We start from the raw sequence: 23,314 nt of genomic DNA on the forward strand, positions 1-23,314 counted from the left end.
AAGGGACCGCACTTGAGCTCTCGCCCTTGTTTCCCAACGTCACTCCGTGCCGCAAAATGCAATCGTCGCCGATCCGAACGTCAGGGTGAATGCATATGCAAAAGGGATGAAATATCCGCAAGCCCCAACCAATCCGTGTTCGCGCCAAGATATCGATCTTGAAGAAGAAGCAAACCGTTTTGTAAATACAGTTGGACAGAGCGTAGAGGACACGCGTCTTGTCAAACTCAAAGAAAAAATTAGTCAGACGAAAGCCGGCAATAAACACCTTTACTCGGATCGATCTATTTCTCCGCAGCTCCCTTCGCAAATTAACAAGGAACATTTTTTCCCTCATTATCGCGACAACCGTAGCGTTTCGACCGTGAGCGGCTTGAGGGGAGAGATTCTAGGCCTGAAGAGCCCGAAGAGCATGCCTATCGTGAAAACATGCCAGCCAATAACCATATAGGTTCCATTCGAAAAGGATTTTTTCCAAACTGTTAGGGCCACGATGATGGCGGCAACTCCAAGAAGAGCCAAGGCGGCAAACGCTGCTCCGTAGGACGTGAACAAAGTAAGCAACGCGAAGGCAGACCAGTATCCAAGCACAGCGACCCAGAGCTTAAATTCGCGAAGCGATCGTATCACACGCGCGAAGTAGCGAGCGTTGATCGATGCACGCAGCATTTCGCCTGGTGCGAAAATGTATCCCATCTTCACACGGTGAAAGAGCAAGCGATATGTGCTACTAGTATGACCAAAGTGCTTGGCGGCCGGGACATTCAACCGCACAAGTTTCCAACCGCTAGACCGAAGTCGCGCTCCAAGGTCGAACTCCTCGTACCCGTGTAGATTTCGATCCGTTAAGTAGCCGAGTTCATCGATCGCGCTCCGTCGATAGAGCCCCCCGCCTGCAAGGCGATCAACCTCACCTAATGGATTCAAGTGAGAAAGATTCCGTGCGCGGTTCTTGAATTCGATATTCTCCGTCGACATTTCGTCGATCCTGCCCCCTACCCCAGCCACGTCGGGATGGTCGTTGAGGAAGGCTAGAGCAGTCTTTATAAACTCCTTGTCCAGAACCATATCTCCATCCATGAGACAGAGAAAGTCGCCTTTGGCGTGTGCATAACCGATCTGCGGACCTGCTCCACAACATCGCTCACTGGCGTTCGCGATCCTGAAAATCGAGATTGGATAAGGGAGGGCGCACTCAAGCGTCTTGTCTACAGAAGCGCTATCTACGAGCACCACCTCGCCTTCCGGGCTCGGAAGCGCCGCCAAGGCGCTCTCGATTGCCGAAGCGATATGCACTTCCTCATTGTAGGCTTTAATAATAATACTGACGCGGGTCACGAGAAACTCACCTGATTCAGCGTATCGGAGAACTACGAAGCGTTCGCGGCTTTCAAAATGCAATAAGCCACAGACTGCGTCGAACGCGGTTGCGGTGTGCCGCCAATTTAACGTTTGATTACGAAATGGCGAGTCCTGGAGCGTCGGGATGCTTAATAGGCGTTTCGCGCGCTCGCAACCTCAATGCACGTCCTCAACAGGATCTTCAGATCCAACAACAGGCTCCAGTTGTTGATATACCAGAGATCGAGCTCCACCCGGCGCTGCATTTGTTCGACTTGACGTGTCTCGCCCCGGAATCCGTTCACTTGGGCCCAGCCAGTGATGCCCGGCTTGACGTGATGGCGAAATGCGTAGTCCGACATTATTTCCCCATACTGGATGTCATGCACCAATGCATGCGGTCGCGGACCAACCAGCGACATATCACCCTTCAGGACGTTAAAGAGTTGCGGAAGCTCATCGACGCTCAAGCGGCGCAAGTGACGACCTACTCGTGTTACTCTCCGATCGAAGCGCGTCGCTTGGACAACCTTGTCAGCGTCTTCGGTTACGGTCATGGTACGGAATTTTAGAATCCTGAACTGCTTGGCGTTGAAGCCGTTTCGTCGCTGACGGAACAGGACCGGTCCCGCGGAATCAAACTTGATTGCAATCGCGGCAATGAGAATCGGCGGCCAGAGTAGAAGGAGGAGCACCAAGGCACCAACGACGTCAAACACACGTTTCAAAAGATGCTCGACGCGGGAGAGCGGACCGCGCTTGATTTCGATCGCAAAATTTGGCTGCCAAGCAAATGTGAGATTTCGCGTCAGACCCCGAACAATCCGATCCGGTAGCAATTGAACTGGAAGTGGCGAAGCCCGCATGCTTTCGCGTATGAGTTCCAGCCTCCGCGACTCACTCCAGGAAACTGCCAATACGATCGCTTCGGCCCCTTCTTGCCTTGCGCTATCCATAGCTAGATTGAGCACGCTCAGTTCGCTGCGGGTCAGCTGCATGGTCGACAGGCTTGGGCTTGGAAGAGTTAAGCGGTCGATTTCGCTCAGGCCGAAATCTCCCAATAACTGCTCGCCGTCCAACGCCGCCAACTCATCCCGCGATCCAACGAGGACGGCTCGACGACCAGCCAGCAGTCCTTCGGAAACGACAACTTTAATGGCGCGCGTGACGGCCCACCGCGCGACCAGCAATAACGTGGCTGTCAGAGCGACAAAAGTGACAATCGAACCACGCGAAAAGATCGCGCCAACCTTGAGCAGGAAAGCCAGCAGGGCCAGTAAAAGACCAACGACAAGCCAACGATTGATGATTTTCCGGTAAACGGCATGTGACGAGACAATGGAGCCGAATTGGTAGAATCCCGCCGCGTGCGCCATCCACAAGTAAAGGATCGCGGCGACGCTTCCCGACAGCGCAAAGGCATCAAAATTACTAACAACCAGGCCTGAAAACGCTTGATAGATAGAGCAACCCAGAATGCTCGACACGATAATGACGAGAAAATCGACCCCGGCGCAAAAGTACCCAGCCATCGCGTGAGGAAATCGGAGCCGCGACTCCTTCCTTGCCGAGCCGACGCTGTCACGAGAGAGGATCGCCTCGCTCGACGCCAACTCGCCGCTACTGTTTGGCATGAAATCACTCAAAAATATGTGGTTCGAAAATTCGCCCGTTAAACAAGCGTGCTTTGAGCATATTTTTGATTGACTGTTAAATTAACTTTCGATTAATTCTGATTTAATTTTGAACACGACATGCCGCAGCGCGCCCTTTACGTCGACTTCTACCTCAAATTGATGTTGGCGACGCTTCTCCGTTAGGATTGTACTCGCGACAACTGAGCCAGCGCGGCTTGCCGCATTCGATTGCGACTGCGGAATGGTGGACTTCCGCGTTCCAAGGAGCCGGGCATCAATTCCGCGCTGAGACTTGCGGCCATTGGCACCAGATGGAGATATTAATCGAGGCCAACCTTAGCGGCCTCGAGACTTGCCGTCCGCTCAGGTCTTGAGCTCCACGACACGATGGTAGCCCAAAGCCTAGCATTTCCTGGTGTTTGCATGCGGGCGAACCGATAAGGCGTCTTCGACCAAACTCGGATTTCGGCGGTTAGGTTATCGAGAACGAGGTCTGCCGACGCCGTCCGCACCACCAGAACAAGGTGATGCTCGCCTGAGGAAGTAATCACCTCGCTCAAAAGCAAGGCGCGCGCCGGCCAACCTCGCGCCAGTAGCTCATGCCGCTTAGTCACCGCATAGTCGTTACAGTCGCCAGTTCGGGGGCCAACGATCCAGGTTTCAGTTGCAAGGCCGCCGAGGTTGGCCGTTGGCACAATCGTGCCATTTACAGTGTTGTTGACTTGGACGACATCGGACCATCGCGACGAAGTCAGCTTAACGGGCCCGCCGCGAAAGATCAGTCTTCGAACTGTGCATTCTGCAGGGTAATCCATGCAGAACCTCACATGAGCCATCGGCGCCAACGCCGGCACGCTGAGCTGAATTCGTTCCAATTGCGCCCGCAAGCCGCGCGACATATTGGAAATTCCCGCATTTGCTCCATCGGAGATTGCGGCAGATAGCAGCGCAATCATCACCGCGGCAATCTTTGGAATCTCACGCATGTCGAATTGCTCCCCCCCGCATTACCGAGAGCATCATGCGCATGGGCAATTTGAGATTTGGCCCTACTTTGTCGAAGCTTTTTACTCAACTGTCGCGGACTTTATTAACCAACCGCCTCGCCCGCTACACCCGCGCTTGCGAAGGCTACGGCGAATGTCGCTCCGCATGCAGCGAGCCGATACCGAGCAGAGGAAGATGCCTTGTGCAGCGCGCGGCTTGCGAAAGGTGCTTGACCGAGGCTGAACACTTCAGGCTGCCGCAGTTTCCAGCGGCACCCTTCCTTAAATACCGGCAGCATTTAATTTGAGGCGGCGATGCTGAGGACGCATTGAAATTCGCCGTTGAGAATTAAGTATTTTGGTCGATTTGATGCAAAATAGAATTATACCCCGCTATGTTGATCTACGGACATGAGGTTGCGAAGAAATTACGAGGAGATGAATGCTCTCGGGAACTACACCCAAGGCCTCGAAACAACGTGTTGCGTTGATTAGCGGCATTACTGGACAGGATGGAGCCTATCTGGCCGACTACCTTCTAGGCCTCGGCTACACCGTGCACGGCATCAAGCGGCGGTCGTCCTCGTTCAATACCGCGCGGATCGATCACCTCTACAAGGATCCGCACCACGGCAACGTGCCGTTCTTGCTGCACTATGGTGACATGACGGATTCGACCAACCTGATCCGGCTCATGCAGCAGGTCAGGCCGACCGAGATCTACAACCTCGCGGCCCAGAGCCATGTCAGCGTCAGTTTTGAAAGTCCAGAATACACGGCAAATGCCGACGGGATCGGCGTTTTGCGTATGCTTGAAGCGATTCGGATTCTCGGCATGGAGAAGGAAACGCGATTCTATCAGGCATCGACCTCCGAGCTTTACGGCCTGGTACAGGAAGTTCCGCAAAGGGAAACGACGCCGTTCTATCCTCGATCGCCCTATGGTGTCGCCAAGCTATATGGCTATTGGATCACGGTGAACTACCGAGAGGCGTACGGCATGTATGCTGCGAACGGCATCCTGTTCAACCACGAGAGCCCGATACGCGGCGAGACCTTCGTAACGCGCAAGATCACGACCGGCGTGGCTCGTATCGAGGTCGGCCTCGAAGGCACGCTCTATCTCGGCAACCTCGAGGCCAAGCGCGACTGGGGCCATGCGCGTGATTACGTCGAAGGCATGCACAGGATACTGCAGGCAGACGCGCCTGACGACTTCGTGCTGGCGACCGGAGAGACGCGCTCGGTTCGCGAATTCGTCGAACTGGCCTTTGCGGAGGTCGGCCGTACAATCGAATGGCGCGGCAGAGGCGTCGAAGAAACTGGTGTAGACCGAACTTCGGGCAAGACAGTCGTGCGGATCGACCCCAGGTATTTTCGCCCGACAGAAGTCGACCTCTTGATCGGAGACGCAAGCAAGGCGCGCGAGAAGCTGGGATGGCAACCAAAGATCCCGTTCGCTCAGCTGGTGAAGGAGATGATGGCAAGCGATCTGGCGATCGCCAAGCGGGAGGTCGCCAATGGCAGACATCCCGTTTGAGCTCCAGGGCCGGCGCGTCTTCGTCGCCGGCCACCGTGGGATGGTCGGATCTGCGCTAGTGCGCCGGCTGGCGCGCGAAAATGTGGAACTGCTGACCCTGCCCCGCAGCGAGGTCGACCTGCGCGATCAGACCGCGGTAAACGCCTGGTTCGCCCGCAAACGCCCGCACGTAGTGTTTCTTGCGGCAGCGAAAGTCGGCGGTATCGCTGCCAACGACAAGCTGCGCGCGGAATTCCTTTACGACAATCTGGCGATCGCAGCCAACGTGATACACGCGGCATACGTCGGTGGGGCCGACAAGCTGATGTTCCTCGGCTCGTCGTGCATCTATCCCCGGCTGGCGCCGCAGCCGTTGCGCGAGGACTCGATACTGACCGGTCCGCTTGAGCACACCAACGAGCCTTATGCGATTGCCAAGATCGCTGGCATCAAGATGGTCGAGGCCTACCGTAGCCAGTACGGCGCCGACTTCATCAGCGTGATGCCAACCAATCTCTATGGCGTCGGCGACAATTATCATCCTGAATACAGCCACGTGGTGGCCGCTCTAATCCGCCGCTTCCACGAGGCGAAGGTCTCCGGTGCAAAGAACGTTGTGGTCTGGGGGACGGGCGCACCGCGCCGGGAATTCCTTTGTGTCGACGATCTTGCGGACGCCTGCATTCACCTCATGAAGACCTACTCCGGCGATGAACCGGTCAATATCGGCACCGGCGAGGACATCACCATCTCTGACTTCGCCCGCCTGGTCGCCACCGTGGTCGGCTATATAGGCGGGATCAGCTTCGACCCATCAAAACCCGACGGCACGCCACGCAAACTGCTCGATATTGAAAAGATCACCAAACTCGGCTGGCGCGCTGTCACTCCGCTTGCTGAGGGTATCGCGCTCGCCTACCGGGCGCATCTCGATCGGTAACGACGAACGCATATACTCTCAAGTCGGCGAAAAGAGGTACGACCAATTTCGTCGTGTAATGAGCCAACGACGAGGTTAAAGCGGAATTCTATTGACGTCGCATCAGGGGGAGATCGTCACGTTTGCATTGATGTCGCAGACTCGAGTTTCAGCGCGGATACTATTCCTTGTCGTAGCTCTAGCACCCCTGCCGTTCGGGTCGATGGATGCTTGGGTCGAGGCGCTTTGGTGTATCGTTCTCGGCGCCGCCGCAATTGCAGCCTCCCCCGACCGCCTCCGGCGCCATCATGCCCCCATCTTTTTCGTCCTCGGGATTGTTGTTGTTGCCTACGCAATGGTTCTGCATGAACAACTTGCACTATCCCCCTGGTTTGGTGCTTCGCGTCCCTCGCCCTTGTGGACGCGAACCAGCGAGCTGCTGGGTGTTCCGTTGGCTTCCACGGTATCTATTGCACGCCATCAACCGATCTATGCACTTGGAGCTCCCTTTATCGTTATTCTCACCATCATCTGCGGCATCATCGTCGGGAGCGACCGAAGCTTGGCGACCCAACTACTCAAAGTTGTCGCCTGGTCCGGAGCTACGTACGCGATATTCGGCCTTGCGTCGTTCCTGATTGATCCGACAAAGGTGCTGTGGGTCGAGAAAGAGGCTCATCTCAGTTACTTGACTGCTACGTTCACCAACCGGAACACTGCAGCCGTGTATTTCGGCAGCTGCTCGATTGTATGGCTTCTATTTACGTCCGAAAGCATTCGTACTTTCGTTAAACACAACGGGTTCGCTTGGGGGCAGGTCTTTTCTCGGATTCTCTCGGAGGCACCTCGCGACGTCCTGCTACCGTTCTTCATGTTGTCACTTTGCGTAACAGCGATGTTCATGACGGGCTCCAGGGCTGGGATTGTTCTCTCCCTCGCCGGCCTCGTCCTCGCGCTGCTCCTGTACTTCTATCGAGATCTACCGGGGCGGTCCGGAGCCCTCATTGCCTTCGCTATCAGCCTCGGTGTGGTGATCGCCCTCTTCCAGATCCTGGGGGCCAGCGTAAGCGGACGATTCAGCGCCGAAGGGCTTTCTGATGCGATGCGGCTCGATACCTACCGGTCAACCGTAGCGAGTATCGCGGATCATCCCTGGCTGGGTACCGGCATTGGAACCTTTCCTTCGATGTTTCCTGCTTATCGGTCCCTGCACGGATCGATGTGGGGGACGTGGGACCGCGCTCACAACACGCTGCTGGAGATTGCCTCTGAAGGAGGTCTCCCGCTTACGATGACGATCGTTGCAGCCTGGGGTTTGGCGCTCGCTGTCCTGATCAGAGGGATAAAGGTGCGCAGGCGAGATCGTATCGTTCCCATTGCCGCATTGTCGATTTCAGCGGTCGCTTTGGCTCATTCCCTGGTGGATTTCTCGATCCAGGTACCCGGATTTGCAATCACGGTATTTGGGCTTCTCGGCGTGGGACTGAGCCAATCGTTCCCGAGCGGCAATCGGATTCAATGAGCCCCGCGCTCCCGGCCCAGCACCTATCTGGCAGGATTTACGATATTTAAACTTCAACCGCCCGCCGAGCGATCGGGCGCGCGGACCAATTGTGTCTGCCTCCCCACCGTGATATTGATTTTTAATTAAACTTTTTCGTAAGTTAATGGGAGATTTAATATGCCATTTGATCTTTATCGCAAATGTGCATTTGCCGCCACTGGCTGGATCCTGTTACTGGCTGCCGTGGGGCTCTCCACGCATGGAGCTATGGCACAGCCGTCCCTGACCTCGGCCGATTTTCAGAGCAATCCCGGAAGCGTACTGGAGCGAAACAAGGATGGAGGCGCCATCCTGCTGACATTAATTCGAAATCTCGCGGTCGACGATCCGGCGACGCTAGCATCGATTTTAACTCTGCTGTCGACCGCCAACAAGGATCAAAAATTGGCGATCGGTGGCGGGCTCGCTCAAGCAGCCAAGATCGTGATCGTCTCTAATCCAACCTACGCCAACGAAATTCAGCAGGCGATCATCCGGACAAAGGATCAGGACGTCGTTCTCGCTTTTGCAGCCACATCCGGAGATCAGCCGACTGGCGAAACGGGTGCGGGTGGCGGCGCGGGCGACACAGGCGCCGGATCGGGTGGCGGATCTGGCGGGCAGACCGGCTCCACGAGCTCCAGGTTTGGGACGCCGTCTGCGCCATCGATCGGACAAGGTGGTGTGACGATCGGAAACTTCTCAATCTCATCGGCCGCATCCAGCGCGTCAGCCCCCAGTTCAAACACGACAAATAGAATATCGAACAGTGTAAGCCCCTAGAGCCACACTGACTCCCGATGGCCAGCATTCCACGATTAAGCGCGACGCTCGTCGGTTATTCGGCGACCAGATTTCCCATTGGAACGACGGCGCGCCTTGACGCAACACGTCGATCATCCGAAAGTCCCCATGTTGTATTCTGATAAGTCACGGGTCGATTTTGAGTTGCCGCGACCGCCCGAATCGGCGGCAGAAGGCCTCAATCGCCTTGTTGGATTCTTGCAACGCCAGTACTTGATCATATTGATCACAGCGCTCTCGATCCTTGCTCTCGGCCTCGTATACGTGGTGACTGCGCCCCCTCGTTTCACAGCCCAGACCACCCTGATCATAGACACCCGCAAGGTTCAGCTCTTTCAACAGCAGTCCATTCTGGGAGACATCCCGATCGACTCGGCGTCAGTGGAGAGCCAAATCGAAATATTGAAGTCGGAAAAGGTAGCTCTCTCCGTAATTAAAACACTTCATTTGATCGAGGATCCGGAATTTTCCGGATCACGATCCGGACTTTTTTCCTCAGCTTTTGGCTTGGTGTCCGCCGTGCTCGGCTCAAGGGACACCGCCTCAAACTTTGAGCTTACGCGGTCGGCGATCCGGACCTTTCAGTCTCAACTCACCATTAAGCGGATTGGCCTGTCATATGTGATTGAGATCAGCTTCAAGTCGCTGAGTCGCGATCGCGCTGCGGAGATCGCCAACGCCGTAGCCGAAGCCTATATCGTCGACCAGTTGGAGGCGAAGGACCAAGCAACCCGACGGGCAAGTGCCTGGCTGCAGGACCGCATCGGTGAACTACGCAATCAGGCAACCTTGGCGGAGCGTGCGGTTGTCGACTTCAAGGCAAAGAACAACATCGTAAACACCGGTGGCTCCGGCGGGCGGCTCGTCACAGAGCAACAGGTATCCGAACTCAACAGTCAGGTCGTGGTCGCGCGGGCGCAAACCTCGGAAGCCAAGGCCCGGCTTGATCGGATCGAAGCGGTATTGCGAGCCGACTCTCCCAATTCAACGGTCAACTCAACGGTAGCAGACGCCCTCAAGAGCGAAGTGGTGACAAAGCTGCGTTCGCAGTACCTGGACATCGCAAATCGCGAAGCGGATTGGGCACGCCGGTACGGAACGGGTCACGAGGCAGCCGTCAACCTTCGAAGTCAAATGGCTGAGATTCAGAACTCAATTCTCAACGAACTTCAGCGCCTCGCCGAAACCTACAAAAGTGACTTTGAAATCGCCAAGCAACGCGAGGTCGGCGTTCAACGTGAGTTGGAGAATGCGGTCAGCCAATCGAAGGCGACGAACCAGGCCCAGGTGTCATTGAAAGAACTAGAGAGCGCTTCCCAAACCTACCGAACTCTCTATGACAACTTTCTGCAGCGCTACATGGAATCAATTCAGCAGCAATCCTTTCCAATCAGTGAAGCGCGCGTAATCTCTCAGGCGGCTCCTCCGACGCAGAAAAGCGATCCAAAGCCAGCGCTAGCGCTCGGCCTCTCCGGAATCGGAGGACTGATTCTAGGACTTGGCCTGGCGATCTTGCGCGATCTTTCGGATCGGGTGTTCCGAACCGCCGAACAAGTCGAGGCGGAACTCAACGCCACATGTATTTCACTCGTTCCAAAGATCAGCGCCGGAAAGACCCCTCGCGACACTTTGAATAATCGGGTGGGAACAAGCGATCGCGCCAACCGAACAATCACGAGAAATCGAGGCTTGATTTGGACCGCTTCGAACAATCCATTCTCGCAGTTCTCGGAAGCGGTCCGCGCAATTAAGCTGGCTATCGATGTAAGTTGGGATGCGAAATCCTCCAAGGTTATCGGAATAACCTCGGCGATTCCTAACGAAGGCAAATCGACGTTGTCGGCGTCGCTCGCACAGCTCATCGCCCAAACCGGAGCTAAGGTCTTATTGGTTGACTGCGATTTGCGAAACAGTGCGCTCTCCAACCGCATCGCTCCGGCAGCCGAATTTGGGATCATCGATGGGATAATGGGCAGAAAGCCGCTTTCCGAGCTTCTGTGGCGGGATTCGAAGACGAATATGTCTTTTCTGCCGGGCGCTGTCAGCTGGGACAATGAAGTGCATCCCAATGAGCTTCTGAATTCGAGTGAAGCCAGGCAATTCTTCGACGTCCTCCGCAAGAACTACGATTACGTTGTGGTCGATCTTTCGCCGCTTGCGCCGATCGTCGATGTACGTGCGACCACACAACTCATGGATGCCTATGTTCTTGCGATTAAGTGGGCGCATACGAAATTTGATGTCGTCGCCCAAGCGCTCAGGTCGGCGCCTACGATTCAAGATAACATGCTCGGAGTAGTGTTGACGCAGGCTGACGCTAAAGTGCTGCAACTCTATTCGGGATACGGGAATGTCTATTACGGCGAGAGGCCGGCCTCGTCAGTTTCCACTGCACGATAAAGATTTGAATGCTCGAACTGTCTAGAACACAGGTGTCTTTGCTTGTGCGCGCCTTCGTTGGCGGCTTTGCCCTGATCGCGATACTTTGGGGATGTTGGACGCTCCCGCTGTTTTGGAATCAAGGCTTCGATGAATCGGTCGCGCGCGGAATAATTTCTGGTCGCGCGTTTCGGCCCGAAATCCTTTCACCGCTCAAGTCGGACCTTGATGCGATCGAGCAGTTGCCGTTCTGCAGAGCTTCCGCCACGAGAAGCGCAGCAATCATTCGACTGAGGATTGCCGAGCAGACGCTCTCGGTAGGCAGGCCCGAGACCATCGATCAGGAGTTCGATGCGCTGCGGAGGGCCCTCGTCACCACACTGTCCTGCTCGCCAGCCGACCCATTCTCATGGCTCGCACTCTTTTGGCTAAGCAACAACCAGATTGGGTTCAAGTCCGAAAACCTCCAGTACCTGCGTCTGTCTTACGAGCTTGGTCCTAGTGAAGGATGGATTGCGCTGAAGCGCAATCATATCGCATTTTCCATTTTCGAGGCGTTGGATCCCGCGTTGGCGAAGACGGCGATCAGAGAATTTATTCAGATTTTGAATACCGGTCTCTACATGGAAGCCGTTGAGATATTCACCGGTCCAGCGTGGCGCGTTCGCGATCAGATATTGCCACTGCTAACCGAAGTTCCGATACGCAACCGCGAAATCTTCGCGGATGCACTTCGCAATCGGGGCTCCGAAGTCATTGTGCCGGGCGTATCCGACCGACGGCATCCTTGAACCTCACGCGGATCGATTTGACATGCGGAGACCAATTTGATTTCGCCCTCGACCCAAGATGATTCAATGCTCCGCAGCGGCGAAGAACGTAGTTTGCACCTGATTGAAGGACGACTTCGCGTCGCTGTTGCCACGCCGCTTGGTCTCGATGGGCGCGGTGGTATCGATCGCTTAAACGACAGCATATTTGAGACCATTGAGCAGCAACAACCCCACTTGAACGTTGAGGCAAGTCGCCTAGTCACGCGAGGTCAGCGCGGACTCATTGTGGCTCAATTTGTTTTCGCCATTGCTTTGTTGAAATTCGCGTGGCTGGTCCTCTTTCGACGAATTGACGTGCTGCACATACACCTATCGAACTGGGGAAGTAGCTATCGAAAGACGGTTATGGGGGCAGCAGCTCGCCTCTTGAGGGTCCCCTACGTGGTCCACTTGCACGGATCTGGATTTGACGAATTTCTGGCGGTTGCCCCAACCAGGTTGGCGAGAGCCGTTGACCTTCTCTTTCTGAAGAGTGTGCAGATCGTCGTACTGGGCGAGTATTGGGCTCACGCCGTTCTGATGCGTGTGCCTCAGGTTCGCGACAAGATTACAGTTCTGCCCAATGCCACGAAGCTAAGTTCGAAACCGCAACTTCAAGCCCCTGATTCCCGGATAAGAATCACGTGCTTGGGGCAACTCGGCGAGCGCAAAGGTACCCCGCAGCTGATAGCTGCATTGCAGATGTTGTCGCAGAGACAGGACTGGACGGCAACGATTGCAGGCGACGGCTCCGTTGAAGAAAGCCGCAGGGCTGTGGCGAAACACGGTCTCGTCGGCAGGGTGCTTATTCCGGGCTGGTTGAGCTCTGAGCAAGCCGACGATCTTCTTTGCAAGACCGATATCCTGGCGCTCCCCTCGTACGCCGAAAACCTCCCCATGGTGATATTGGAAGCATTCGCCCACGGCGTGCCCGTGATATCTACCCCCGTTGGCGCAATTCCGGAAGTCATTGCCCCTGAACGAAACGGCTTCCTGGTGCCGGCGGGTGATGTGTCGGCCTTGAGCAGAGCGATCGAACGATTGATCGAAGATCCCGAGCTACGGTTGCGATTGGGAAGCACCGCTCGCGAAGATCAAGCTCAACGATACGAAATCAACTCCTACGTCGAGAAACTAACCGTCGTCTGGCGGAAAGCGTCCTTTATTCGCAAGTCCATGTGACCGCAACAACACCGAGAATAGTGGTCAACCGGCGGCCCGCACAATTTTAGATTGTCCAGTAAAGCCACCCTCCCCTTTGGCGTTAAATCCAAGCAAATCAAACCACGCATCTAAAGTCTATTTATCTTCCTCATTAAATATGCATTAAATCAGATATATAAATTGCGGATTTATATCTTGGGTGTTTTCGTGAATATTAATGTTGATGTGTCAGCGGCGAATTGCGTACCACTATCTCAGGCATTGCTGGTAGGCACTCCCGTCTCGACAATCAGTCTGAACCAACTCCTCGCCGCTTTTGAGACATGGACCCTGGACTCGCAGGACCGATATGTGGTCTTTCGCGATGTGCACGGCATCATCGCAGCCCGCAACAATGCTCAGTTGGATCTTGCTCACCAAACCGCCGATATTGTTGCACCTGATGGAATGCCGTTGGTTTGGGCCCTTCGAGCGGCGGGAGATGGTCCAGTGTATCGCGTCTGCGGCCCGGATGTGCTGCCCGCGGTCTGCCAGCACGGATTGTCGCGAGGCTGGCGTCACTATTTCTACGGAGGCGCCGAGGGCGTCGCAGATCTCCTTGCTGAAGCACTCGTCAAGAAATACCCCAACCTAAAGATTGCAGGAACGCAATGTCCACCTTTCCGGCCTCTCACCCCTGAGGAGGATGAGATCGCTTGCGCGAAAATCCGAGCTGCTGCGCCTGACTTCGTCTGGGTAGGACTTGGAACGCCAAAGCAAGAGATCTGGATGGGCCAAAACAAGGGGCGATGCGGTGGCGCAACTATGCTCGGCGTTGGTGCAGCGTTTGATTTCCATGCCAATCTGGTTCGGCGGGCGCCATCTTGGATGCAACGGAGTGGGCTGGAGTGGGCCTATCGCCTTTTCACCGAGCCAAAGAGGCTTTGGAAAAGATACCTGGTAATGGCGCCCATATTCGTGGTGTTGGCGGCGCACGAGATAATCAGAAGGCGATGGTAGTCAGGAAAGATCAGGGACCACGATCGCGCCATGCACAGCAAGCCAATGCTTCTTCTAAGGACCGCTCGTAGCCGGCTGCGATAGCACCTGGGTCAACTTACAGGCTACAGCAGCTCGACAGACGCACACTCGCGCTGACCATTGAGAGCCCATGGCCTACGTCGAAACTCGCACAGCGCTCTGCGTCAACCGCAGATCCAAATCGTCAAGCGGATTTACGACGCCCAGTTGCATTGCGCTTGTTTGTGCTGATTAGAAAATCAACCAACTTCCGACCTGCCTTGAGATGAGGAACCAACCACTTTGGTTGCTTACCGCGACCGGACCACGTCTCGGATGGGTCGTTGGGATTTTGGTACTTGGGAAGCACCGGCGGATACTTCCGGCGATCGTTGGCCTTCAGCGGCCTGCCTGAGATCCTAGGCTTTTCGATCTGGGCGCCGCCACTAAGCTTCGCGAGACGCTCTTCTAACCCCTGCTTTTCAAGCAAGATCCGGTCAGACAAAATACTGCAAACTTCCTCGTGAAGTTTCCAGAGTTCGTCGATAGATAGTGATTTCAAATCGAACGTGCTTGGCCGCATTTTTCGCTCACAATTGATGAAACAAACTTCGTTCCACCAAATCCCGTAATAGTGGTTCGATCTGTTCCGGCAACGCACCAGAAGTTGCAGCGTTCCTACTGCCCGTCCATCTTATGTAAACAGCAGGCGATTCGGGCAATATTGCGCATGCGCGAATTAGAATACTCTGCCGTTCGGAAATAAATTGGTAAATTCTCTTCCTTGAATTGATGCGATCGCTTGGGCGAATGCTTCTGCTGCCTAAAATGTCCCCACGCCCTGATTAAACCTTGCGCAATCAGCTGGCACCCAATGAAGCGCGGGATTGCCGGTACAACCGCATTCGAATTTCCGAATTTTTCGCTACAGCAATAATCTATTTAAAGTATCCCGGCGACAACAATTAAATGGATCGATACCACTTCTTTGGAGTACCCCGTTCTCGCAGGTCTGCAACGGTTGGCGTTCCGCTGCTGAGACGACATAACTTCGGCAAATATCTGCGACGACCCAAAGGGCGGCGGCCTATCTTGCGAGCGCCAATTGAACGGTACCATGCTGCTCAGGCGACAGGTGGCTGTCGGCTCGGGGTAAGGTTGACTTATTAGCTTAACGTATGAATTTAATTGCGTTGCCGCTCGAATATATTATCGGTCGGTGGGAGACAATTGCCACCTCGACTTCAACATTGGCAAAGCACGCAACTGCATATTTGGCTCGGCCTTACAGCCAGCTATCAGAAGAAAAGAAAACGGTTTGGAATCGCATGGAACACATTGATTTAGCGCAACAATTTCGAGAGTTAGTCGATTTGCGAAGGAGGGTTGGTGAAGCGGAAGCGAATAAACTCAGGCAATCTTCTCAATTGAGGCGCAACGTTCTTCAGAAGCCAAATCGGGGCCCTTCAAGACGCGTAAAACGGCCGAGCAGCCGACGCTAGCGTACCAGCAGATGATTACCGTAAAAACACGGGAATCAAAATCTTGCAAGCGCTGCATTAAATTGAGAGCTACCCGGAAGAACGCTGCGCCAAGCAGGGGAGCCGAGGCTTAAGTCCGGCTACCCCAACCGCAGGGCACGTATATACTCCATTTAATTGCATTCGCTCATTTGAGAACCTCAGAATCGTGTGGCTGTTAATTGGCTTGTCGCTCACCTTACTGGTCTTCGTTGCAGCCGCTTTCGTCGTATACGTCGCGTTTAATCTTCCTGAAGATATCTATTTCGACGAGGATTAGAGAGGAGGCCAGCTACGCGAAGCTGTTCACCTATCCAGCGCGCTACCTTCAGCAAACGCTGTCCTGGATTATTCGTCTCACCTTTCCTGCGGTCGGCTGCACTTCCGTTGACGTTATGCAAATCACTCATCGCAAATTGACGAGGGTTACCCTTGCTTGCCGATGCGCGTTGTTGGTTGCGAGCGTCCGGCGTCGGCATAAGAGCCGCTCGCCTGGGCCGGAGCCTGTCCAAGCCACGTGATCGAGGTCGAATTGGGCGCGGTCATGGCTAGACCAAAACAGCGGCGCATGGTCGCCGATCACCGGGCGGTCGGCTGTCGCCCTGGCAGGGTCGCGCGCTATCTTCGCGACGACAGCAAATGCGTCGTGCCAAAGTTCATCCATCCGGCAAACCTTGGGTCGCCCAAAGACGCCGCCGTCGATCCCGCAACGAAAATCCGTCAGAGCTGACTAGGCGCGACCGGAATATGTGTATTCAACGTGAGCTTATAGATACTGCCCCGAAGCTCACTACATACGGGGGCCGGGCCCGAAATGGCGAGAGAAGCGCGGTCTGGATCAATCCATGAAATCGTGAGCGCTTCATCGCAGATCGTGTTTCCGAACTCCTCCCCGCGCGACGCTCAACCCGCCGCTACAACAGCCGGCTTGGCCTTCGGCGCCTTGTCGACGCGCTTCGACCAGGAGCGGTAGTACGCCAGCACGGTCATCATCAGGATGCCGACAATGCTGACGACGATCTGCATCCAGATCGCGCCGGAGACCTCAACCAGCGCGACATGTGCAGCAAAGGACAGGAATATGCCGGAGCAAAAGACTTCGAGCGACTGCTGACCACATTTGATCGCGGGCCGAAAGATCGCCCATTCCAGCCCCGGCCAATCGCGTGGCAGCAGACGAACGACGAAGAACGCGAACACGACGAAGTGCAGCAGGCGATAAGGCGCAAGATTGGTCTTGTCGTTCGGATTGAAGGCGCCGTAGACCTCAGGCGGAATCAGTTCGCGCAGTTCGTCAAACCGGGCCGCCATTGTCATCACCAGAGCGAACAGAAGATAGCTGATGCCGAGCACCAACGCGGTACGCGACCGGATGAACGGCATCGCCTGTGCCGATCCGCCAAGCGCGAACCAGGCTCCGAATGTGAACAGAAATTGCCACGCGAATGGATTGAAATACCAGAGGCCAGTTGGATAGGCCGAGAGGTTCCATCCGAAGCGCCTGGCCATGACATAGAGCAACGCCGAAGCAGTCAGCGTCATGTTGGGTCTGCGCAGCATCAGCCAGAGTATCGGCGGGAATACGCCCATCAGCACGATGTAAAGCGGCAGCACATCCATGTTCACCGGCTTGAAGCGCAATATCAGCCCTTCGAACAGGAACTGCGCCGGATTTGCCAGGAAGCCCCGGATGTTGAAGTCATCGGTGAAACCAGAGTTGCCGGAGCGCTGCGCGACATATCCGATTTCGGCGAGATAGAGCACGAAGAGGAAGACGTGGGCGACGTAGATCTGCCAGACGCGCTTCAGAAGCCTCGTCGCGCCAATGACAAACCCGCGTTCGAGCATCATCCGCGCGAAGACGAAGGCAACGGTGTAGCCGGAAATGAATATGAAGAGATCCGCAGCATCGCTGAAACCGTAGTTGCGCGTTGTGACCCAGTTCACGATGTTGTTGGGGATATGGTCGAGGAAGATTCCCCAATTTGCCACACCTCGGAACAGGTCCAGCCGGAGATCCCGGCCTTTCGTCGGCAGCGTAGCGAGAATCTTCATCGTCAACGCACCGAAGCCTTGCCCATCTCTTCCATCGACGATTTGCCTGCACAGCGCCCGGATACGGCGTCTAGAGCCCGCCCCCAAGCATTGCGACATAGTCGCCGTCAGCGTAGCGGCCCCATGACTGCTCGTATTGGACAATCATGCGCATGTTGGATGTGAGGTCGGCAGAACAAGGACGAGGCTGGCAGAGCAGCTCCAACTTTCAATTTGCCTCCGGGAAATGCCAGCCTGTCCATGAGTCGCGACGCGCCACGCGACTGCGCGAGGCAGGCCTCGATCGTACCCGCCTGTCCATCGGCTCGAACCAGCAGCACTCCGCACTCAATCCCTGGAGCTCGTTGGGACTACGGGTTCTCGCCACATGGGCTGATGAACCGGCCCGAGCTCTCTTGCGCTTGCCGCGCATAGGCGGATGCTCGGCAATGATCGGCCGCGCCAGGGGCTTCGATTCCGCCACGAAGTCAGCTGAGGAATCAGCGTGCATTTGATCAGTCCTCTCATCAGGCAGCTGCTCGGCCAATTCCTGGATCGGTATCGCCTCGAGGGACGATGGCGGCATTGCCGGCTGGCTGGTATCCAGGACGACCTTTTCCGGCCATTTGCGCGCGGATGAGATCCGGATGGTGGCTGCGTCGATACCATTCGCCCGATCAGGAAATCTGTCCGGCAGCTTCGGCAGAGACCAGCCAATTATCAGCAGAAGAGCAGCGAGTGCGCCGCCGACAACGGCAAAGTACCTTGCCATGGGCAGAGCCGATGGCTCCGGCAATTTCGCCAATCTCGATCTACCCATCACAGCAATGCTTGGCCACTCTCGCGCAGCACGGCATGCCATGCCCCCGCTGGAGGGACGACCCGACTAGAGGAAATTTTCCTTCACCATCTCCCAGACGTCGCCTCCGCGACCGTGCAGGACGGCGCGGGCGGAATAGAGCGCCATCCCGATTGCAGGTTCGACCTGCATGAATGGCGGCATGACGAGCTGCATCGGGTTGACATGCACGTGCAGAAGCGCGGGTCCCGGTTGCGCCAGCCAGTCCTTGACCGCGGTCTCCAATTCGCTCGCGTTCGAAACGGTCTGGCCCCAGAGACCCAGCGCGCGCGCAACGCCTGCAAAATTCGGGTTCTTCAGCTTCGTGAAGGTATCGAGCATGCCCTCGGCCTTTTGCTCGATCTCCACGAAGCCAAGCTTGCCGTTGTCGTAGACGGCGATCTTGACGGGCAACTCCTGTTGGACGATCGTCATCAGATCTCCGAACAGCATCGAGATTCCACCGTCGCCGGCCATGCACACGACCTGCCGGCCGGGTTCTGCCTTTTGGAGCCCAATGGACGACGGCATGCCATTGGCCATCGTTCCATGAAGCAGGCTTGCGAAAATACGGCGCTGGCCGTTTGCCTCGATGTGGCGATAGGCCCAGGCGGCCGGGGTGCCGTCGTCGGCCGTGAACAACGCATCCTTCGCCGCATGGCGGCTGATCACCTGTGTCAGATAGCTTCCGGGAATATTGCCATCGTGACCGGCAGCGACCTTGGCCCGCTCTGTTTCCCGATATTTCGCATAGCGCTGGAGATATGCGCCTCGGAATGAGGCGTCGGTGCGCCCGGCGAGCTTCGGCAGCAAGGCCTCCAACGTCGCCTTCACATCGCCGACGACACCCTTCGTGATCGGATGCCGTCGCCCCAGATGGGTCGGGTCGGTATCGACCTGCACGATCTTTGCCTTGTCCGGGTAGAATTGCCGCCAGGCAAAGTCGGCGCCCAGCATCAACAACGCATCACAATCCAACAGGGCATGATACCCGGCCTCGTTGCCGAGCATCCCGGTCATTCCAATGTTGTAGGGATTGTCAAACTCGAGGAAGTCCTTTGCGCGCGACGTATGCGCGATCGGCGCCTTCAGCCTGTCGGCGACCGCGAGAATTTCCTGATGGGCTCCTTTACAGCCCGATCCGCCATACACGACAACATTTTCGCTGCTGTTGAGGATATCCGCGATCTCGTTGATATCCGCATCGCTCGGTCGCGTGACGGGTCTGGCGACGTGCACCGCATAGGGGATATTATCATCCACGACCGAGGCGGAGATATCCGCCGGTACGATCAAGACAGCAACACCGCGTTTCGTCAGAGCCGTTTGGCAGGCGATCACCGTTTTCCGGCGCGCCTGTTCCGGGGTATGGATCATATCGCAGAAGACGCTACAGTCTCGGTAGACCTGCTTGAAGTCGACCTCCTGGATGAATTCGAAGCCAAGTTCGTCGCGAATGATCTGACTTGCGATCAGGATGACGGGTGCACGGTTGCGATTGGCTTCGAATATCCCGTTGATGAAATGCAAGCTTCCGGGACCACAACTGCCGGCAACAGCGGTCAGGCGATCTGCGACCTGCGCCTCCGCCTGCGCGGCGAACGCCCCCGCCTCCTCGTGTCTCATCGATATCCACTCGATCTCGCTTTTTTCGAGCGAGCGGGCGATCAGATTGAGGGTGTCGCCGACGACGCCGTAACAATGCTTGACGCCTGCGCTCTGCAAGGTCTCCACAATGATATCCGCGACCAGCTTGCCCATGACATTCAACCGTGGCTATGACCGTTCCTGCCACAGCGTGCGCCCAACTGTGCTGTCAGGGCTTGGATCAAAATGCGAGGACTTGAACCCAACTGCGCAGACGGCGCACGGCTTCGGATGGCGCACCTTTCAACCGACGTCCTCGGCTGCGGATCGGAGTTGGCCGAGCATTTGCACCGCGCGGTTGCGGGCAGGAAATGATATCCCGGCCGGCACGCGATCAAGACTCGCGCTGAGATATTCGTGAGCTTCCGGCAAGCGATCCTGTTTCAGCAACAGCCCGGCCAGGTCCGTCGCGGCCGTCAATTCGAACAGGGTGGCGAACTGGCGTTTGGCCCAGTCGATTGCCGACAGCAGGCTTTCTTCGGCGTCGAAGCGATCCTCCGCAGATCGAGACGCCAGGATGAGCCCTTTCATCCTGAACAAGGCAGACATGTGCAACAATTTTCCGGCACGCTGCTGTTGCTCGATCGCATTCACCGTGAGGGTCAGCGCCTGCTCATGCTCACCGAGGTCCATAAGCGCCGCGGCCAGATCGCAGGTAAAATCCATGTTCAGCATCTCGTGGCGCTGGACGTGAAGCTCTTCCAGGGCTCGCTTCAGCAATTGTATCGCTTCGATGCGATTGTCTTGAAGAAGCAACCATCGCCCCTTCAAGCCCGTCGCTATGGCGCGATAAGGCATCAGGGAATGCGCGACAGAGAGCTCACTCAGCTCACCAATGTACTGGTCCGATTGGCTCAGATCCGCCATGGCCAGAAACACGGGAAGGACCAAAGCCAGGGACCGGCACAACGTGGCGGGGTTGCCCGACCTCTTGGCTTCCGCTCTGGCGCGCCTTGCATAGTCCAGCGATTGGTCGAGCAAGCCCCGGTACAGGAGAGAACGTGCCATGCCGACGAGCAGGAAGCTCGTATAATGAAAGAGATATGGTTCGGTTCGAGAGCGCGGTCGGGACGCCAGGTGCCGGAGACCCGCTTCGCAATGCAGTTGTGTGGCGAGGTGATTTCCCGACAGATGTTCGGAAGCCGCCAGCATTGCTTCCGCCAGCGCCATGTCGTCGTGACTCCCCGTTCCCAAAGCCAGTTTCTTGCTCCGGGTGGCGATCTCGCTCGCACCCCGGATGTCCATGGTCCAGTGCGAATACATGAAAAGTCCGCTTAGAACCCGCAGCTCGTGGGCGAGATCGCCCTGTTCGATTGCAATATCCAGCGCGTTTGCGAAAGCGGTCCGGACGCGTTGATCGTTGCCTTCCGTATGCATCAAGGCCAGCGGGATCGTTGCAGAGATCTCCAAGGCGCGGCGGGAGTATCGATGCGGATTTCCCAGGCCCGCCATCGCGCGTTCGGCCCATGCCTGGCATTCGATCAGCAGCGACAGCTCCAGAAACACCTGCGTGGCGGCGGCGGCCAGTCTCGTTGCCGTCGCGGCATCGCCGCACGGCCCAAAGCTCCATTCGAGGGCCGCACGGACGTTGCTCAATTGGTCGGAATAGGCCGCAGCTCTCTCTGCGCCTGGCAGGCTCGATAGAGCCTCCCTCAGCGTTTCGAGATGTCCGGCGAGGTATTCCGCATGCCGGCCGAAGACCATATCGACTTCGTCATGCTCCTCCAGTTTTGCCAGTGCGTATGCCCGGGTCGTGTTGGGCAGCCGATATTGCGCCTGCACGACATCAATCCGGGTTGCTATCAACGACTTCTCGACCAGCCCTGCGACGGCGTCGAAAATGTCCTCGACTCCCGCACCGGGTTCACCGGCGACAGACCGCGCGCCATCGAGGGTGAAACGTCCAACGAAGGGAGCTAAGCGTCGAAACACGATCCTCTCTGCGTCAGACAGTAGATCGTAGCTCCAATCCAGCGTCGCCTTGAGCGTCCGATGCCTGGCGACTGCCGTCCGATGGCTCAGTCTCAGCAATTCCAGCCGGGACACCAGGAGGTCAACCGTGTTCTCAAGGCCAAGGGAGGCGACCTGACCCGCGGCCAACTCGATCGCGAGTGGTATCCCATCCAGCTTTCGGCATATGTCCGCGACGAATGGCGCCTCCTTGTCGGTGAGAACGATGCGACCCGCTCGCGTGGCCACGCGCCGTACGAACAGCTGCACCGCCGGATACCGCAGAATTGCATTTGCCGTCTGCTCCGAGTCGTCTGGCGGAAAATCGAGAGGAGGAACCCGGCAGCAATGCTCACCCTCAACTTTCAGCAATTCCCGGCTCGTGGTCAGAAGATGAATCTGTTCCGTTTGCTGGTAGAGTTGTTCGGCAAGCGACGCGACCGCCTCGATCACATGCTCGCAGCTGTCGAGTATGATGAGGAGCTTCCGCGACCGGATGAGGTCGACCAGCTCCGGGCCGGGATCTTTCGATTTGAGTGAGAACCCCAGGGAGGTCGCAACGGCCGCAGCAACATGGTGCGGATCGGTGAGGCTTTCCAGATCGACAAAATAGATCTCGCCGCCGATCGCCTGGGCGACGACGCGGCCGACGGCCAGAGCGATGGTTGTCTTGCCGATGCCGCCGGGGCCGAGCAGTGTCACGAACCGGTCATTTCGAAGCCTGTCGCCGACCTCGGTGACGAACGTCTCGCGTCCGATCATCATGATCGGTCGCACCGGAAGCCTGCCTTGCCGCCAGGACCTGGCGGTCCTGCTTTCCGTGGCGCCCCCAAGGGAGGCCAATGCGCCGACGAACGAGTAGCCCCGTCCCTTGATGTTTGCGATGTAGCGGTTGCCGAATTGGCCGTCACCAAGCGCCTTGCGAATCGCGGCCACGTGGACCCGGATGCTACCCTCTTCGACCGTCACGTCCGGCCAGACGTGATCGATCAATTCCTGCTTTGCGATCACCTTGCCAGGACGCTCGGCAAGGTAGATCAGGATGTCGAGGGCCCTGCTGCCGAGGGGCAGCGCCACGCCGTCGCGCCACAGCGCCCTTTCTTTGCTCGAAAGCTCAAAGGGGCCGAATAGCAGATTTCCGCGAGGCTCATCGTCAGCCATGGCTCTTGGCACCGGCTTGGGGTGCTTTTCCCGGATGTTCAGTGGTCCGCGCGAAACCCAA

General features: G+C 56.6%; 16 protein-coding genes. 8 read left to right on the forward strand and 8 right to left on the reverse strand.

Annotated features, from left to right (window positions below):
- Positions 1-336 precede the first annotated feature (336 nt).
- From AB7290_RS27520 to AB7290_RS27530, 3 genes are all read right to left on the reverse strand, one after another.
- Positions 337-1,338, reverse strand: a complete 1,002-nt coding sequence (locus AB7290_RS27520; RefSeq protein ID WP_161495914.1) for a glycosyltransferase family 2 protein — start codon at positions 1,336-1,338, stop codon at positions 337-339.
- 152 nt (positions 1,339-1,490) lie between these two features.
- Entirely contained in the window at positions 1,491-2,975 is a 1,485-nt protein-coding gene (locus tag AB7290_RS27525) for an undecaprenyl-phosphate glucose phosphotransferase (RefSeq protein WP_085404106.1), read from the reverse strand.
- A 323-nt stretch (positions 2,976-3,298) separates the two neighbouring features.
- Positions 3,299-3,964 (reverse strand): transglutaminase-like cysteine peptidase, encoded by a 666-nt coding sequence (locus tag AB7290_RS27530; RefSeq protein WP_085404107.1) that lies wholly within the window; start codon positions 3,962-3,964, stop codon positions 3,299-3,301.
- A 442-nt stretch (positions 3,965-4,406) separates the two neighbouring features.
- On the opposite strand from AB7290_RS27530, the gene gmd reads away from it, so the two are divergent.
- The 8 genes from gmd (at position 4,407) to AB7290_RS27570 (ending at position 14,103) form a co-directional block, all read left to right on the forward strand.
- Positions 4,407-5,504 (forward strand): GDP-mannose 4,6-dehydratase, encoded by a 1,098-nt coding sequence (gene gmd / locus AB7290_RS27535; RefSeq protein ID WP_063984084.1) that lies wholly within the window; start codon positions 4,407-4,409, stop codon positions 5,502-5,504.
- Entirely contained in the window at positions 5,485-6,423 is a 939-nt protein-coding gene (locus AB7290_RS27540) for a GDP-L-fucose synthase family protein (protein ID WP_085404108.1), read from the forward strand. The genes gmd and AB7290_RS27540 overlap by 20 nt, the downstream gene beginning before the upstream one ends.
- Positions 6,424-6,625: 202 nt before the next feature.
- On the forward strand, positions 6,626-7,924 hold the full coding sequence (locus AB7290_RS27545) for an O-antigen ligase family protein (protein ID WP_161495915.1): 1,299 nt from the start codon (positions 6,626-6,628) through the stop codon (positions 7,922-7,924).
- Between the two features lie 159 nt (positions 7,925-8,083).
- Entirely contained in the window at positions 8,084-8,728 is a 645-nt protein-coding gene (locus tag AB7290_RS27550) for a hypothetical protein (protein WP_085404109.1), read from the forward strand.
- A gap of 129 nt (positions 8,729-8,857) precedes the next feature.
- Positions 8,858-11,149 (forward strand): AAA family ATPase, encoded by a 2,292-nt coding sequence (locus AB7290_RS27555; protein WP_063986470.1) that lies wholly within the window; start codon positions 8,858-8,860, stop codon positions 11,147-11,149.
- Between the two features lie 8 nt (positions 11,150-11,157).
- Positions 11,158-11,919: a hypothetical protein gene (locus AB7290_RS27560; RefSeq protein WP_063984085.1), complete on the forward strand. Its 762-nt coding sequence runs from the start codon at positions 11,158-11,160 to the stop codon at positions 11,917-11,919.
- Between the two features lie 66 nt (positions 11,920-11,985).
- Positions 11,986-13,122, forward strand: coding sequence for a glycosyltransferase family 4 protein (locus AB7290_RS27565; RefSeq protein WP_085404110.1), 1,137 nt, complete (start codon positions 11,986-11,988; stop codon positions 13,120-13,122).
- Between the two features lie 177 nt (positions 13,123-13,299).
- The gene (locus tag AB7290_RS27570; RefSeq protein WP_144030834.1) at positions 13,300-14,103 is read left to right on the forward strand and encodes a WecB/TagA/CpsF family glycosyltransferase; all 804 of its coding nucleotides are present in this window, start codon (positions 13,300-13,302) and stop codon (positions 14,101-14,103) included.
- A 205-nt stretch (positions 14,104-14,308) separates the two neighbouring features.
- On the opposite strand, the gene AB7290_RS27575 is transcribed toward AB7290_RS27570, so the two are convergent.
- The 5 genes from AB7290_RS27575 to AB7290_RS27595 all read right to left on the reverse strand — a co-directional run bounded on the left by AB7290_RS27575 (position 14,309) and on the right by AB7290_RS27595 (position 23,253).
- Positions 14,309-14,686, reverse strand: coding sequence for an H-NS histone family protein (locus tag AB7290_RS27575; protein WP_084795188.1), 378 nt, complete (start codon positions 14,684-14,686; stop codon positions 14,309-14,311).
- A gap of 1,840 nt (positions 14,687-16,526) precedes the next feature.
- A complete protein-coding gene (locus tag AB7290_RS27580) occupies positions 16,527-17,678 on the reverse strand; it encodes an OpgC domain-containing protein (protein ID WP_063986471.1) in 1,152 nt (383 codons plus the stop codon).
- 208 nt (positions 17,679-17,886) lie between these two features.
- Entirely contained in the window at positions 17,887-18,429 is a 543-nt protein-coding gene (locus AB7290_RS27585; protein WP_085404112.1) for a hypothetical protein, read from the reverse strand.
- 114 nt (positions 18,430-18,543) lie between these two features.
- Positions 18,544-20,256 (reverse strand): thiamine pyrophosphate-dependent enzyme, encoded by a 1,713-nt coding sequence (locus AB7290_RS27590; protein ID WP_085404113.1) that lies wholly within the window; start codon positions 20,254-20,256, stop codon positions 18,544-18,546.
- Between the two features lie 129 nt (positions 20,257-20,385).
- Complete coding sequence (locus AB7290_RS27595) at positions 20,386-23,253, reverse strand: ATP-binding protein (RefSeq protein ID WP_441254214.1); 2,868 nt, start codon at positions 23,251-23,253, stop codon at positions 20,386-20,388.
- Positions 23,254-23,314: the final 61 nt, after the last annotated feature.

The organism is Bradyrhizobium sp. 613_E4_N2_2 (genome assembly GCF_052075995.1).
GTDB classification, from domain to species: Bacteria; Pseudomonadota; Alphaproteobacteria; order Rhizobiales; family Xanthobacteraceae; genus Bradyrhizobium; species Bradyrhizobium barranii.

Bases quoted from the DNA above. Each gene is read 5' to 3' on its own strand.
- AB7290_RS27525 (WP_085404106.1), bottom strand. From the start codon at position 2,975: ATGCCAAACAGTAGCGGCGAGTTGGCGTCGAGCGAGGCGATCCTCTCT.
- AB7290_RS27530 (WP_085404107.1), bottom strand. From the start codon at position 3,964: ATGCGTGAGATTCCAAAGATTGCCGCGGTGATGATTGCGCTGCTATCT.
- gmd (WP_063984084.1), top strand. From the start codon at position 4,407: ATGCTCTCGGGAACTACACCCAAGGCCTCGAAACAACGTGTTGCGTTG.
- AB7290_RS27540 (WP_085404108.1), top strand. From the start codon at position 5,485: ATGGCAGACATCCCGTTTGAGCTCCAGGGCCGGCGCGTCTTCGTCGCC.
- AB7290_RS27545 (WP_161495915.1), top strand. From the start codon at position 6,626: ATGGATGCTTGGGTCGAGGCGCTTTGGTGTATCGTTCTCGGCGCCGCC.
- AB7290_RS27550 (WP_085404109.1), top strand. From the start codon at position 8,084: ATGCCATTTGATCTTTATCGCAAATGTGCATTTGCCGCCACTGGCTGG.
- AB7290_RS27555 (WP_063986470.1), top strand. From the start codon at position 8,858: ATGTTGTATTCTGATAAGTCACGGGTCGATTTTGAGTTGCCGCGACCG.
- AB7290_RS27560 (WP_063984085.1), top strand. From the start codon at position 11,158: ATGCTCGAACTGTCTAGAACACAGGTGTCTTTGCTTGTGCGCGCCTTC.
- AB7290_RS27565 (WP_085404110.1), top strand. From the start codon at position 11,986: ATGCTCCGCAGCGGCGAAGAACGTAGTTTGCACCTGATTGAAGGACGA.
- AB7290_RS27575 (WP_084795188.1), bottom strand. From the start codon at position 14,686: ATGCGGCCAAGCACGTTCGATTTGAAATCACTATCTATCGACGAACTC.
- AB7290_RS27580 (WP_063986471.1), bottom strand. From the start codon at position 17,678: ATGAAGATTCTCGCTACGCTGCCGACGAAAGGCCGGGATCTCCGGCTG.
- AB7290_RS27585 (WP_085404112.1), bottom strand. From the start codon at position 18,429: ATGGCAAGGTACTTTGCCGTTGTCGGCGGCGCACTCGCTGCTCTTCTG.
- AB7290_RS27590 (WP_085404113.1), bottom strand. From the start codon at position 20,256: ATGGGCAAGCTGGTCGCGGATATCATTGTGGAGACCTTGCAGAGCGCA.
- AB7290_RS27595 (WP_441254214.1), bottom strand. From the start codon at position 23,253: ATGGCTGACGATGAGCCTCGCGGAAATCTGCTATTCGGCCCCTTTGAG.